The 14,048-nt window shown below is 64.7% G+C and carries 13 protein-coding genes; 8 read left to right on the top strand and 5 right to left on the bottom strand.

All coding sequences use genetic code 11. The annotated features are described in order from the left end of the window. Nucleotides 1-97: 97 nt before the first annotated feature. The 4 genes from BMX85_RS23165 to BMX85_RS23150 are packed head-to-tail and all read right to left on the bottom strand — an operon-like array spanning nt 98 to nt 2,384. Nucleotides 98-577, bottom strand: coding sequence for a group I truncated hemoglobin (locus BMX85_RS23165; RefSeq protein ID WP_090324351.1), 480 nt, complete (start codon nt 575-577; stop codon nt 98-100). Between the two features lie 44 nt (nt 578-621). Then, nucleotides 622-1,044, bottom strand: a complete 423-nt coding sequence (locus tag BMX85_RS23160; protein WP_090324348.1) for a PaaI family thioesterase — start codon at nt 1,042-1,044, stop codon at nt 622-624. Between the two features lie 51 nt (nt 1,045-1,095). Continuing rightward, nucleotides 1,096-1,800: an anti-sigma factor gene (locus tag BMX85_RS23155; protein WP_090324347.1), complete on the bottom strand. Its 705-nt coding sequence runs from the start codon at nt 1,798-1,800 to the stop codon at nt 1,096-1,098. Further along, nucleotides 1,797-2,384, bottom strand: a complete 588-nt coding sequence (locus BMX85_RS23150; RefSeq protein WP_090324344.1) for a sigma-70 family RNA polymerase sigma factor — start codon at nt 2,382-2,384, stop codon at nt 1,797-1,799. Before BMX85_RS23150 ends, BMX85_RS23155 begins: the two co-directional genes overlap by 4 nt. Nucleotides 2,385-2,558: 174 nt before the next feature. Here BMX85_RS23150 and BMX85_RS23145 point away from each other — a divergent pair, with 174 nt between their 5' ends. From BMX85_RS23145 to BMX85_RS23110, 8 genes are all read left to right on the top strand, one after another. Further along, nucleotides 2,559-4,598 carry a TonB-dependent receptor gene (locus tag BMX85_RS23145; RefSeq protein ID WP_090324342.1) on the top strand — a complete coding sequence of 680 codons (2,040 nt, stop codon included), beginning with the start codon at nt 2,559-2,561 and terminating at the stop codon, nt 4,596-4,598. 114 nt (nt 4,599-4,712) lie between these two features. Continuing rightward, nucleotides 4,713-6,203 carry a DUF4331 domain-containing protein gene (locus tag BMX85_RS23140; RefSeq protein ID WP_090324339.1) on the top strand — a complete coding sequence of 497 codons (1,491 nt, stop codon included), beginning with the start codon at nt 4,713-4,715 and terminating at the stop codon, nt 6,201-6,203. A 10-nt stretch (nt 6,204-6,213) separates the two neighbouring features. Beyond that, nucleotides 6,214-6,489 (top strand): hypothetical protein, encoded by a 276-nt coding sequence (locus BMX85_RS23135; protein WP_090324336.1) that lies wholly within the window; start codon nt 6,214-6,216, stop codon nt 6,487-6,489. A 67-nt stretch (nt 6,490-6,556) separates the two neighbouring features. Then, the gene (locus BMX85_RS23130; protein ID WP_090324333.1) at nt 6,557-7,729 is read left to right on the top strand and encodes a tetratricopeptide repeat protein; all 1,173 of its coding nucleotides are present in this window, start codon (nt 6,557-6,559) and stop codon (nt 7,727-7,729) included. Beyond that, on the top strand, nt 7,726-8,829 hold the full coding sequence (locus BMX85_RS23125) for a HupE/UreJ family protein (RefSeq protein WP_090324330.1): 1,104 nt from the start codon (nt 7,726-7,728) through the stop codon (nt 8,827-8,829). The genes BMX85_RS23130 and BMX85_RS23125 overlap by 4 nt, the downstream gene beginning before the upstream one ends. A gap of 91 nt (nt 8,830-8,920) precedes the next feature. Continuing rightward, nucleotides 8,921-10,813, top strand: a complete 1,893-nt coding sequence (gene asnB, locus BMX85_RS23120; protein WP_090324328.1) for an asparagine synthase (glutamine-hydrolyzing) — start codon at nt 8,921-8,923, stop codon at nt 10,811-10,813. Between the two features lie 15 nt (nt 10,814-10,828). Further along, entirely contained in the window at nt 10,829-11,995 is a 1,167-nt protein-coding gene (locus BMX85_RS23115) for a glycosyltransferase family 4 protein (RefSeq protein ID WP_090324325.1), read from the top strand. 161 nt (nt 11,996-12,156) lie between these two features. Beyond that, nucleotides 12,157-13,017: an REP-associated tyrosine transposase gene (locus tag BMX85_RS23110; protein WP_090324322.1), complete on the top strand. Its 861-nt coding sequence runs from the start codon at nt 12,157-12,159 to the stop codon at nt 13,015-13,017. 37 nt (nt 13,018-13,054) lie between these two features. Here BMX85_RS23110 and lipA read toward each other — a convergent pair whose 3' ends face one another. After that, nucleotides 13,055-14,047: a lipoyl synthase gene (lipA, locus tag BMX85_RS23105; RefSeq protein WP_090324320.1), complete on the bottom strand. Its 993-nt coding sequence runs from the start codon at nt 14,045-14,047 to the stop codon at nt 13,055-13,057. Nucleotide 14,048: the final 1 nt, after the last annotated feature.

The raw sequence follows: 14,048 nt of genomic DNA, 5'->3' as shown, positions 1-14,048 counted from the left end.
CGCCTGCGCGGCCGCGCCGCCGCAGGCCAAGGCCGCGGTCAACGCCGCGACGATATTTTTCAAAGGATGGTTGTTCACTGCGAGGCTCCCGGCCGGATCATTTGGTCACGATGGCGCGCTGCATCGGCGCCAGCTTGGCTATCAGCTTGTTCGCCACACTATTGGGCACGTTGTTGCGCTCCATGGCGATCTGCAAGTCCTCGGTCAGCGCGTTGAACATCGCGTTGGTGACTTTCAAATCCTGGTGCACGGTCGCCATGTCACGCTCGGTGCCGACGCCGTCCATCGTCTTGTCGCGGTATTTGCCGGTGTACTTGCACGGGCCGCCGGCGAACTCGCAGAACTGCTCCTGCAGGCGCACATTGAGCTGCTCCATGTCGAAGTCCGTGAAGCTGTCCTTGATGCGCGGATCGGCCAGCAGCAGCGGAATGAAGGTATCGACGATCTTCTTGATGCCTTCCTTGCCGCCCAGGCCCTGATACACCTGGTCGTCGGTGTATGGCGTCTGCGCGACGGCCAGCGAGGACGCCAGCAGCAGTCCCAGGCCGATGCCGGCCAGCTTGGTGAATCGACTCATTTCTTATCCTTGTGCGAGGGCTTCGTCCCCACACAATTTATCAGTTATTTGGGGAACAAAACCATCTGTGTGCAGCGGAACAACGCTATCGTTTTACCAGTGGCCTGGCTGGTCACCACCGCGTCCCACACCTGTGTGGTGCGGCCCAGATGGACCGCCTTGGCGGTCGCCACGACCACGCCGTCGCGCGCGGTGCCGAGGTGGTTCGATTTCAGTTCGATGGTGGTGAAGTTTTGCGCGCCTTCCGGCAGATGCGCGAAACAGGCGTAGCCGCAGGCGGTATCGGCCAGCGTGACCACGCTGCCGGCATGCAGAAAGCCGTTCGGCGCCAGATGCTTGGCCCCGACCTCGAACTGCGCCACCAGTTCGCCTTCGCGCACCGCCGTGATGACGATGCCGAGATGGGAGGGCAAGGTCTCCTGGCCGAACTGGTTGAAGTACTCGGGCGTGAATTTTTGAGCGTCCATGAATATCTTTCGCGAGTGAGGGCGATGCCCGACACGCACGATGATACCAACTTACATCACGCGTACCCAAGCGCCTTTGTACAGGATAGGACCGGTCGGGCCGTCCGGATTCGGCGAGCCGCCCTTCGGCTCCAACGTCACCGCCAGCAGCGCGACGTCGTCGCCGATCGCTTTGCTGGTCAGCGCCAGCTTGACCTCGCCGCGATCGGCCAGCAGGCCCAGCGAACGCGGATTGCCCTGCTTCGGCACCGCCCACAGTTCCAGCGATTTATCCGCCGGCACCGGCGCATTGCCCACCATGCGCACCGTCAGCGCCTTGCGGCCGGTGTCGCCGGTCAGCACCAGCGCGGTCTGCGACTTCTCGTCGGTCAGGGTGGCGACGTAATCGAGCTGCGGCGCGTCCAGGGTGCGCGTGGTGATGACCACCACCAGCAAGGCCGCCAGCGCGGTCGACACCACGCCCAGCGACCGCCAGAACGTGACCGACTCGTTGCGCCAGAACTGCCAGGCCGAATGCGCGCGCTTGAGGTTCAGGCGCCGTTCGATATTGGTCCACACCTGGCGGCGCGGCGCCTGCGGGGTCGCGAACTCGGCCAGCGGCGTCAGGCGGTCGGCCCACTCCTGCGTGGTGCGGCGCAGCGCCGCGTCGTTGTGCATATAGCCTTCGAAGCGCCGGCGCGCGCCGCCCTTCAAGGTGCCAAGCACGTATTCGGCGGCCAGTTTCTCGCGCAGCGGCCCGTTGTCGCGGATGTTCATGGTTGCTCCCGCTTCGACAGGCAGGTCTTCAGGCGCTCCAGGCTGCGCCGTATCCAGGTCTTGACGGTGCCGATCGGCAGCGCCATCTGCGCCGCCACCTCGCTATGCGACAGGTCGTGGAAGAACGCCAGGCCGACCACCTGGCGGTGCAGCCCCTCCAGCGCGGACATGCAATAGGCCAGTGCCTTGGCGTCGCTGCTCATCTGAAGTGCCTCGATCGGCGTGGCGCCCGGGTCGCGTAATGCATTGATAACCTCGCTGTCAAACTGTTCCCCATCGATTTCGGTGGTCACATCGCTGCGGCGCAAGAGATCGAAAGCCTTGTTGCGCACGATCGTGGTCATCCACGTCATCGGTGCGGCCAGATGGCTTTGATAATTGCCGGCGTTGTTCCAGATCGCCACGAAACTCTCTTGCAACACCTCTTCCGCAAGTTCGCGCTTGTTCAATATACGCAGCGCGAAGCCAAACAGTTTCGATGACGTGGCGTCGTACAGGGAACGGAAGGCGGCGTCATCGCGGTTGGCGGCGCCTTGCAGCCACGTGCGCAGCTGCTGGGGATCGAGTGAATGAACGTCGGACACTGCGCGCCTTGAAAGTGATAATGCATTGATGGAAAACAAATTGGGCGTGTGAAAAATACCATACTCCCGCGCGCGCGCGCGAATAAATTATCGGGTCAACAATTGAATCCGAACCGCCCGCCCCTCCGTACAACTCCCAACTTTAAAGAAAAAACAACTCGGGTGGGAGACGCGATGGGGATTAGACGCAACATGGCGACGGTGCTGGCCGTGGCCGCCGCACACGTGCCGGGCGGCATGGCGCAAGCCGCCGAGGACGCCGCAATGGCCGGCGCGGTGGCGATGAGCCGGGTCACGGTGTTGGCGCATTACGACAACGCGGTCGGTACTTCGGACGCCGCCAGCCAGGGCACGGTGACCTCCAACCTGATCGCCAGCCGCGCCGCGCTGCGCACCGGCGAGCTGCTCGAATTCGTGCCCGGCATGATCGTCACGCAGCACAGCGGCGACGGCAAAGCCAACCAGTACTTCCTGCGCGGCTTCAACCTGGACCACGGCACCGACTTCGCCACCCATGTCGACGCCATGCCGGTCAACATGCGCAGCAACGCGCACGGCCAGGGCTACTCCGACCTCAACTTCCTGATCCCGGAGCTGGTCGAGCGCATCGACTACAAAAAGGGCAGCTACTTCGCCGACGAGGGCGACTTTTCGTCGGCCGGCGCGGCCCACATCCGCCTGGCGGACCGCTTGTCCGATGGCATCGCCAGCCTGACGCTGGGACGCTACGGCTACCGCCGCGCGTTGCTGGCCGACTCGCTGGACGCGGCCGGCGGCACCTTACTGTACGGCATCGATCTGGGCCGCAACGACGGTCCCTGGCAGACGCCGGAACAGGTGCGAAAATACAACGCCATGCTGCGCTACAGCCGCGGCGACGCGCAAGACGGCTACAGCGTCACCGCCATGGCCTACCGCAACCACTGGAACGCCACCGACCAGGTGCCGCGGCGCGCGGTGCGCGACGGCCTGATCGGCCGCTTCGGCACCATCGACGCCACCGACGGCGGCGAGACCGCGCGCGCCAGCCTGTCGTGGGACATGCACCGGCGCGCCGACGGCCGCATCACCGAGGCCTCGGCCTATCTGGTGCGCTCCAGCCTGGACCTGTTCAGCAACTTCACCTACCTGCTGGCCGACCCGGTCAACGGCGACCAGTTCCAGCAAAGCGAGCGCCGCACCATGGGCGGCTTCAACGCCAGCCAGACCTGGCTCGACAAGATCGCCGGCATCGATATGCGCAACAAGGTCGGCGTGCAGACCCGCTACGACCACGTCTCGCCGATCGGCCTGTACGCCACGCGCGCGCGCGAAAAGCTCGCCACCGTGCGCGAAGACCGGATCAAGGAAGCGAGCGCGGGACTGTATCTGGAGAACACCAGTTATTGGCTGCCGGAATTTCGCACCATCGCCGGCCTGCGTTACGACGCCTACCGTTTCGACGTGAACGGTCGCGACGCAAGCGCCGACAAGGCCTCGCCCAAGCTGTCGCTGATCTTCGGACCGTGGGCCGGCACCGAATACTTCATCAATTACGGCGCCGGCTTCCACAGCAACGACGCCCGTGGCGTGCTCGCCCCCGGAACGGCCGCCGCGACGCCGCTGGTGGGCACACGCGGCGCCGAGCTCGGCGTGCGCAGCGAATGGCTACGCGGCCTGCAAAGCTCGCTGTCGCTGTGGACCTTGGACATCGACTCCGAACTGGTGTTCGTCGGCGACAGCGGCGACACCGAGGCGAGCCGTCCCAGCCGCCGCAGCGGCATCGAATGGAGCAACCACTACATCGCCGCGCCGTGGCTGTTGTTCGACCTGGACCTGTCGGCCTCGCGCGCCCGATACCGCCGCGACGACCCGGCCGGCAACCGCGTGCCCGGTTCGCTCAACAAGGTGGCCTCGTTCGGCGTGACGGTCAAGGACCTGGGACGCTGGTTCGGCGGCATGGAGCTGCGCTACTTCGGACCGCGCCCGCTGATCGAAGACAACAGCGTGCGCTCGGCGTCGACGGCGCTGGCCTACGGCCGCATCGGCTATCAGCTGAACACGCGCACCAAGCTCACGCTCGACGGCTTCAACCTGTTCAACCGCCGCGCCAGCGACATCGATTACTACTACGCCTCGCGCCTGCCCGGCGAGCCGGCCGACGGCGTCGACGACGTCCACTCGCATCCGGTCGAGCCGCGCACCTGGCGCGTGACGCTGTCGCACAACTTCTGACGCGCGCTTTCTAAATATATTTTAAAAAATCTTATCGAATCTGAATCTGGCGCCATGGACCCCGCGTATACGACCGTGCAGTCCAATCAAATCAACCAGTTGGGGAGAAATCGAATGCAAACAATCTTTAAGCAGGCGTTGTACGTGGCCGTGCTGGGCACGCTGGCCGGCGCCATCGCACCGGCCGTGGCGTCCAGCCACCGCGAAGCACCGTTCGTCACGCAAAGTCCCAAAGTCGACGCCACCGACTTCTATATGTTCCGCAGCTACGAAAGCGGCCGCGCCAACTTCGTCACCCTGATCGCCGACTACGTGCCGCTGCAGGACGCCTACGGCGGCCCGAACTACTTCGCCATGGACCCGAACGCGCTGTACGAAATCCATATCGATAACAATGGCGACGCCAAGGAAGACCTGACGTTCCAGTTCCGCTTCACCAACACCAACAAGGACACCAAACTGTCCGTCGGCGGCAAGGACGTCTCGATCCCGCTGGTGATCAACGGCGGCGCCATCGCCGGCGTCAACGCGCCCGGCGCCAACGTGCGCGAGACCTACACCGTCAACGTCGTGCGCGGCGACCGCCGCACCGGCACCAAGGCGGCGGTGACCAACGTCGCCGGCGGCGCCACCTTCGACAAGCCGCTCGATAACATCGGCAACAAGTCGATCCCCAACTACGCGGCCTATGCGGCGGCGCACGTCTACAACGTCAACATCCCCGGCTGCAGCACGCCGGCGCGCCTGTTCGTCGGCCAGCGCAAGGACCCATTCGTCGTCAACCTGGGCGAGACCTTCGATCTGGTCAACATCAAAGCGCCGGCCACCGAGTTTTCCGCCGGCGCCGAGAAGGGCGCCAAGGACGACCTGGCGACCAAGAACGTGACCGCGATCGAGCTGGAAGTGGCGGCATCGTGCCTGACCGCGTCCACCGGCGGCGACCCGGTCATCGGCGGCTGGACCACCGCCAGCGTGCGCCAGGGACGCCTGTTGAATCCAACGCCGAATTCCAGCTCGCCGTCGAAAGAGGGCGGCGCCTGGACCCAGGTATCGCGTCTGGGCGCGCCGCTGGTCAATGAAGTCGTCATCGGCCTCAAAGACAAGGACACCTTCAACGCCAGCAAGCCTGGCGGCGACGGCCAGTTCGCCACCTACGTCACCAACCCGACCCTGCCCGCGCTGATTGAAATCCTGTACGGCAAAGCCGGCGCCAAGGCGCCGACCAACTTCCCGCGCAACGACCTGGTGGCGGCGTTCCTCACCGGCGTCAAAGGCTTGAACCAGCCGACCACGGTCACCGCGTCTGAAATGCTGCGCCTGAACACGTCGACGCCAGCGGTCGCCGCCGGCGCGCAGAAGCGCCTCGGCGTCATCGACGGCGACAACGCCGGCTTCCCGAACGGCCGCCGTCCGGGCGACGACGTGGTCGACATCGCGCTGCGCGTGGTGATGGGCAAACTGTGCACGCTGAACCTGGGCTGCGCACCGGCCGACGCAGCGGCCGGCGGCCTGCACTTCACCGACGGCGCCTACCTGGACGACAGCTTCTTCAACGCCTCGTTCCCGTACCTGAAAACGCCGATCGCCGGTTCGCCGCAGATGTAAGGGGGACGACATGAGATCCCTTAAATATCTGGGCCTGGTTTGCGTGCTCGCGCTGAGCGCCTGCGGTGGCGGCAGCGACCATATCGCCTCCACACCGCCACCGACGACGACGCCGCCAGTGGTCACGCCACCGGTGGTCACGCCGCCGGTCAGCATGGTGGATAGCTTCTTCGCCGCCGTGATGTCCCTCATCGGCGATGGCAGCGAAACCACCACCGAGCCGACGGCGACCGATGCTGTCGCCGTCACCACGCCGGACGACACGGAGCCGGCGGTCGTGAAGTAAGCAGCAACAAGGGCGGGCGCCGCATGGCCCGCCCTTTGCGCCGTTCAGAGATCCGTTCAGAGGTCCCATGAGAACAACAATAATCGCCGCACTGGCATTGTCGGCCGCCGTCGCGCAGGCCGCGCCCTACATTCCGTCCAGCGGCAAGCAGGTGATCGAAACGCTGCCGCGCCGTGGCGATCCGGTACAGCAGCAGTTGCGCAGCCTACGCGCGGAGCTCAACGCCAAGCCGACCGATGTCGCGCTGGCCACCCGCGTCGCGCAGCGCTACATCGCCCTGGGCCGCAGCGAAACCGATCCGCGCTATCTGGGCTACGCGCAGGCCGCGCTGGCGCCGTGGTGGACGCAGGCCGCGCCACCGCCGCAGGTGCGCCTGCTGCGCGCCACGCTGCTGCAAAGCACCCATCAATTCGGTCCCGCGCTGGCGGACCTGAAAGGCGTGCTGGCGGCGCAGCCGGACAACGCCCAGGCATGGCTGACGCAAGCAACCGTGCAAACGGTGCGGGGCGATTACGACGACGCCACCGCCAGTTGCGCGCACTTGTCGAACCTGTCGATAGAACTGATTACCGTGACGTGCATCGCCAATGTGGGCACGGTCACGGGCCGCTCCGTCAAAAGCGAACAGCTGCTGGACCTGACCTTGGAACGCAGCGCCAACGCGCCGGAGGAACTGAAGGAGTGGGCGCTGACACTGCTGGCCGAAATGGCGCAGCGGCGCGGCGATGCCACCATGGCCGAGGCGCGCTACAAACGCGCGCTAGTCATGGCGCCGAACGACAGCTATCTATTGGGCGCGTATGCCGACTTCCTGCTGGAGCAAAAGCGGGCTGGCGAAGTGCTGACGCTGTTGCGCGATCAATCGCGCATCGACGCGCTGCTGTTGCGGCGTGCGCTGGCGTTGCAGCAGCAGGGCGGCGAACAGAAGGCGCTGGCCGCCGACGTCAAGGAACTGGGCGCGCGCTTCGACGCGGCGGCGCTGCGCGGGGACACGGTGCACCAGCGCGAGCAGGCGCGCTTTGAATTGCTGCTGCGTCGCGATGTGCCGACCGCACTGGCGCTGGCGAAGAAAAACTGGGCGGTGCAAAAAGAGCCCGCCGACATCCGCATCTATCTGGAAGCGGCGGTGATGGCGCGCGACGCCGCCGCCGCCAAACCGGTGATCGACTGGGTGACGCGGCACGAAATCGAAGACGTCACCGCGCAGCGGCTGATACGCCAACTCACCACGGGGACATGATGGCACGCCTGCTCATACTCCTTGCACTGCTGCTCGGCGCCATGCCGTCGGCGCAAGCACACAAACCCAGCGACAGCTATCTGTCGCTGACCACCCAGGGCGATAACATCACCGGCCAATGGGACATCGCCCTGCGCGATCTGGACTTCGCCATCGGCCTCGATCAGGACGGCGACGGCAAACTGACGTGGGACGAGATCCGCGCCCGCCACGCCGCCATCTCCGCCTACGCGCTGGAGCGCCTCAAGCTATCGACCGAAAGCGGCCCATGCGCCATCAGCGTCGCCGACCAACTGATCGACGACCACACCGACGGCGCCTACAGCGTGATGCGCTTCGGCGTCGCCTGCCAAAAGCCGGTGACACAGCTCACCGTCGACTACCACCTCTTCGCCGACCTCGACCCGCAGCACAAAGGCCTGCTGCGACTGACGCACGACGGCGTAACCTCCACCGCCATCTTCGATCCGCAACACGCGCGCCAATCCTTGTCGCTGACGGCGCCAGACCGGTGGCGGCAATTCGCCACCTACATCACGGAGGGCGTGTGGCACATCTGGATCGGCTACGACCACATCCTGTTCCTGCTGTCGCTGCTGCTGCCGGCGGTGCTGCTGGCCGCGCCGGCGAACAACCTGCGCGGCGCCTTCATCGACGTTTTGAAAGTGGTGACGGCGTTCACGCTGGCGCACTCGCTCACCTTGACCTTGGCCAGCCTGTCACTGATCTCGCTGCCGTCGCGCTTTGTCGAATCGGCCATCGCCGCCTCGGTGATCCTTGCGGCGGTCAACAATATCTACCCGCTGTTCCGCGGACGGCGGCCGGTCGCCGCCTTCGTGTTCGGGCTGATCCACGGCTTCGGCTTCGCCAGCGTGCTGATCGATCTTGGCCTGCCCAAGACGGCGCTGCTGGCAAGCTTGTTCGGATTCAATCTCGGCGTGGAGCTCGGGCAATTGTGCATCGTCGCACTCTTCCTCCCGCTGGCCTTTACGTTGCGAAACACCGTGTTCTACCGCCGCATGCTCACCGGCGGTTCGGCCTTGATCGCCTTGGTGGCATTGGTCTGGTTCGTCGAGCGCGCCTTCGAAATCCAGGTGTGAGGGATCACGCGCGATATTGACCCACGTCGCATCCGTTGTCTTTTTGTTCAGCTACGATCAACGCCACTTTCATCGATCGCGGGACAGAAAAATGTGCGGAATATGGGGCATCATCAACAATGGCGCGCCGCAATGCGACAGTTCTGCCGCACTGGCCGCCGCCTTTCGCTACATCGACGGACGCGGGCCGGACGCGCGCGGCGCCCGGCAGGTGGCCTGTCGCGGCCACGCCGTCACGCTCGCCCACAGCCGGCTCGCGGTGATCGAACTGTCGGCGCTGGGCGCGCAGCCGATGGTCGACCACGAATCCGGCTGGACCATCGTCTACAACGGCGAAATCTACAACTACCGGGAAATCCGCGAAGCACTAAAAGCCACCGGGCAAGGATTTAACGGCGCCAGCGACACCGAGGTCTTGCTGCGCGCGTGGGCGCTGTGGGGGCCGGACGCCTTGCAACGCTTCAACGGCATGTTCGCCTTCGCCGCATTGAATGAAAAGACCGGCGAGCTGTGGCTGGTGCGCGACCGCTTCGGCGTCAAGCCGCTGCTGTGGGGACGCTGTGCGAACGGCGACATCGCGTTCGGCTCGTCGGTCGCCAGCGTCGCCGGCATCGTCGGCACCGACATCGACACCGACTACTGCGCGCGCGGCGTGCGCTACAAGGCCTACGAAACGGCGCAATCCGGCTCGCCCTACAAGCACGTGCACGCGGTCGCCGCCGGATGCTGGATCAAGTTCCAGTTGTCGCCCGAACGGATAGGCACCACCGAGGGCCGCTGGTATGCGCTGCGCGACGCGGTGGCGCGGCGGCGCGAAGCGATGTCGCAAACCGGCGACGCCGACCTGCTCGAAGAATGCCGCACGCTGTTCGACAGCGCCGTCCAGCTGCGGCTGCGCAGCGACGTGCCGGTGGCCGTGTCGTTAAGCGCGGGCCTGGACTCGGCGTCGATCGCCTGCATGATGCAACGCCACGGCGCGGACACGCACGCGTTCTCGTTCGGTTCGCCGTCCGAACGCACGTCCGAAGGCCCCGGCACGGAATCGCTGGCCAAGGCCACCGGCATCGACGTCACCTACGTGTGGCCGCGCTACAGCGCGTGGGACTTGTACGAGGTCATGGAACAGACGATGGCCTTCCAGGAAGCGCCGTTCTCGGGTCTAAGCCCGATCGCGCAAAACGCCGTGTTCCACAAGGTCCGGAACGCCGGGTTCAAAGTGCTGCTGGGCGGCCAGGGCAGCGACGAGATCTTCGCCGGCTACCGCAAGTTCATCATCATCGCGCTGCGCGAGGCGCTGCACCGGCGCGAACCGAAAGGGGCGCTGCGGCTGATGTATTCGTTGGGCCTGATGCTCGCGCACGAGGCCGGCCAGGCGCGCATGTACTGGCAGAACCTCAATCGCTACAAGGGCGGCAAGAACAAGGCGGCCGCATTCCGCATGCTCGACTGGGAGCCCGGCGCGCACAACCTGTGGGGCGAGGCCGGCATATCGCTGCCGGACCGCCAGATCGAGGACATCCAGCAATGGAGCCTGCCCACCCTGCTGCGCTACGAGGACCGCAACTCGATGGGCTGCGGCATCGAGACCCGGTTGCCGTTCATGGATTACCGGCTCATCGAATTCGCGCTGGCGCTGCCGACGCATATGAAGATCGCCAACGGCTACGGCAAATGGATGCTGCGCCACGCGGCCAAGGGCCTGGTGCCGGACGTCGTGCGGCTCAACCGCAAGAAGCGCGGCTTCGACGTCACGCAGAACTGGATCACGCAAGGCATCGGCGCCGCGCTGCGCGGGACCATCTTGGACCATGCGGCGGCGTTGCAGGGGCCGCTCAAAAGCGGCGCGGAACTCGACGCGCTCCTGTCGGACGAATCGCTGGCACACGATCCCGACCTGCTCGACGAGGCGCTGTTGTTGGCATGGCTGGTCGACCCGACACGCGTGCCGCGCCGGCAGGCCGGCGCTTCCAGATTGGCGGCTTAGCGACGGAGCCGCGCCATGAAAAAAGTCTGCCATTTTTCGTCGGTGCATCCCGGCCTCGACATCCGCATCTACCGCAAGCAATGCGTCTCGCTCGCGCAGGCGGGCTTCGACGTCCACCTGGTGATCGGCGCGGATGAGACGCAAGTCGCCGAAGCGGCCGACGCCGGGGTGACGATCCACCCGCTTGCCGCGTTGCCGGGCGGGCGCCTGCGGCGCGTGGTGGCGCACGGCTGGCGCTGCTACCGGGCCGCGCGGGCGCTCAATGCCGACGTCTACCATTTCCACGATCCCGAGCTGATTCCATATGGCTTGCTGCTCAGTTGGCAGGGCCGCAGGGTCATCTACGACCTGCATGAGGATTTGCGCGCCGACATCCACTCGAAGCAATGGATACCGAGGCCGCTGCGCCGCGTCATCGCTTCGCTCGCGCGCGGCGTGGAGCACTTCGCGGCGCGGCGCTTCGCCGCCATGGTCGCCGCCACGCCGTACATCGGCGCGCTGTTCGACCACAGCGCCGCGCGGGTCGCCGTGATCCACAACTATCCGGCCATCAACGAACTTGCCGGCACACCGGCGACGGTATTGACCGCATTCCCGCGCGACAGCGTCTGCTACGTCGGCGCGATCAACGAAATGCGCGGCATCCGGTACGTCATCCAGGCGCTGGAGATGGTGCCTGTCAAGCTGCTGCTGGCCGGCGCGTTCGACCCGCCCGCGCTGCGGCTGGAGCTCAAGGCTTATCGCGGCTGGCGCCAGGTCGAGGAATACGGCTTCGTCGACCGGCAAATGGTGGGGGAGATCATGGCGCGCAGCCTGTGCGGTCTGGTGACGTTGAAGCCGGAGCCGAACTTCGTCAACGCGCTGCCGATCAAGCTGTTCGAATACATGTCGGCTGGCGTGCCGGTGATCGCGTCGGACTTTCCGCTGTGGCGCGGCATCGTCGAGGATGCCGAATGCGGCATCTGCGTCGATCCCGAGAACCCCAACGCGATCGCCAAAGCGATCACCTACCTGCTGACGCATCCCGAGGAGGCCGACGAAATGGGCCGCAACGGCAGGCGCGCGGCCGAAAGCAAATACCGCTGGGATCGCGAAGGCGCCAAGCTGGTGGCGCTATATGGCGAGATACTGGCCGAGGCGCCCGATGCCGGCGGATACGACAAGCTCCGGGGTCAAGTCTGACATTCGGACACGCGCTCAGCCTTCCGGCGAGGTCCGGCGTCAAGTCTAGGTCCGGGGTCAAGTCTGACATTCGGACACGCGCTCAGCCTTCCGTCGAAAAGATTCGAACAGAGGCTGCGCCGTAACGGCCGTTTTTACGAAGAAGCTGCGAGGAGACCAACATGGCCAGACCACTGAGACTCGAATTTCCTGGAGCCCTCTATCATGTCACCTGCCGAGGCAACCGACGTGAGAAAGTGTTCTCCGATCGGCAAGATCGTCTCGTCTGGCTCGAAGAAACCGCGCGCATGTGCGAACGTTTCCACTTCGTGATTCACGCCTACTGTCAGATGACGAACCACTATCACCTGCTCATCGAAACACCCGACGGTAACCTGGGACAGGGGATGCGGCAATTGAACAGCGTCTACTCCCGCTACTACAACCGCCGTCATGGCTTGGTTGGCCACGTGTTACAAGGCAGGTATCACGCAATATTGGTGCAGAAAGAAAGCTACCAGCTCGAGCTGGCGCGCTATATCGTCTTGAACCCCATGCGGGCAGGCATCGCCAAGAAATTGGGAGATTGGGAATGGAGCAGCCTCCAATTTATGCTGGGAGACCGCCCTTCGCCATCGTGGATGGAGACGAGCTGGCTACTGAATTCATTTGGCGCGGATCCAGTATCTGCAAGACAAGCTTATCATGCTTTCCTGCTCGCGGGGATCGACGCGAAGAGCCCGCTCGAGCAAGTGGCCTTCCAGTGCATTTTGGGCGACGACACATTTATCGCGCAACACCGGAAATCAGCGACGGCCGAGATATCCGGTGAGATCGCAAGGGAGCAACGGCGGGCGATCGCCTTACCGCTTGAAGAGTACGCGACTGAATTCTCCCCGCGTGAGGTAGCGATGGCCGAGGCTTACCACTCTACCGTGTACACAATGAATCAAATAGCCGCGTACTTTCAGGTGTCGGTGAAAACGGTAAGCCGCGCGATCGCTACGCTCGAAAGAGCCGACCTTGCTGCGCGCAAAAGATGAGGTCGTGTCCGAATGACAGACTTGACCCCGTTCTTTGTTACGCGTTGACGGCGGCCAGCACGTTGTGCGCCTGCTCGTCCGCATGGTACGAGCTGCGCACCATGGCGCCGACGGCGGCGTGCTTGAAGCCCATCTTGTAGGCTTCCGCTTCGAACATCTTGAACACGTCCGGGTGCACGTAGCGGCGCACCGGCAGGTGGCTGTTCGATGGCGCCAGGTACTGGCCGATCGTCAGCATGTCGATGTTGTGCTCGCGCATGTCGCGCATCACTTGCAGGATTTCCTCGTCGGTCTCGCCCAGGCCGACCATGATGCCGGACTTGGTTTTGACTTCCGGATACAGCTCCTTGAATTCCTTGAGCAGCTGCAGCGAGTGCATGTAGTCCGAACCCGGACGCGCTTCCTTGTACAGGCGCGGCACCGTTTCCAGGTTGTGGTTCATGACGTCCGGCAGGCCGTCCTTGAAGATGTCCAGCGCCTTTTGCAGGCGGCCGCGGAAGTCCGGCACCAGCACTTCGATCTGCGTCTTCGGCGACAGCGCGCGCGTGTTCTGGATGCACTCGACGAAGTGGCCGGCGCCGCCGTCGCGCAAGTCGTCGCGGTCGACCGAGGTGATGACCACGTAGCTCAGGCGCAGTTCGGCGATGGTGCGCGACAGGTTGCCCGGTTCTTCCTTGTCCAAAGGATCCGGACGGCCGTGGCCGACGTCGCAGAACGGGCAGCGGCGGGTGCACTTGTCGCCCATGATCATGAAGGTGGCCGTGCCCTTGCCGAAGCATTCGCCGATGTTCGGGCAGCTCGCTTCCTCGCAGACGGTGACCAGCTTGTTCTCGCGCAGGATGTCCTTGATTTCGTAGAAACGGGTCGAGGCCGACGCGGCCTTGACGCGGATCCACTCCGGCTTCTTCAGACGCTCAACTTGCTCGATCGGCACGATCTTGATCGGGATGCGCGCGGTCTTGCTGGCGCCTTTTTGCTTTTCGCTCGGGTTGTAAGCGGGGGCAATGCTGGAGGTGGTCTCAGTGGTCATT

The sequence above is a fragment of the Duganella sp. CF517 genome (assembly GCF_900110275.1).
Taxonomy (GTDB): Bacteria; Pseudomonadota; Gammaproteobacteria; order Burkholderiales; family Burkholderiaceae_D; genus Rugamonas.
The sequence above is the reverse complement of the archived record's forward strand: the minus strand, read 5'-3'. Positions and strand labels throughout refer to the sequence as shown.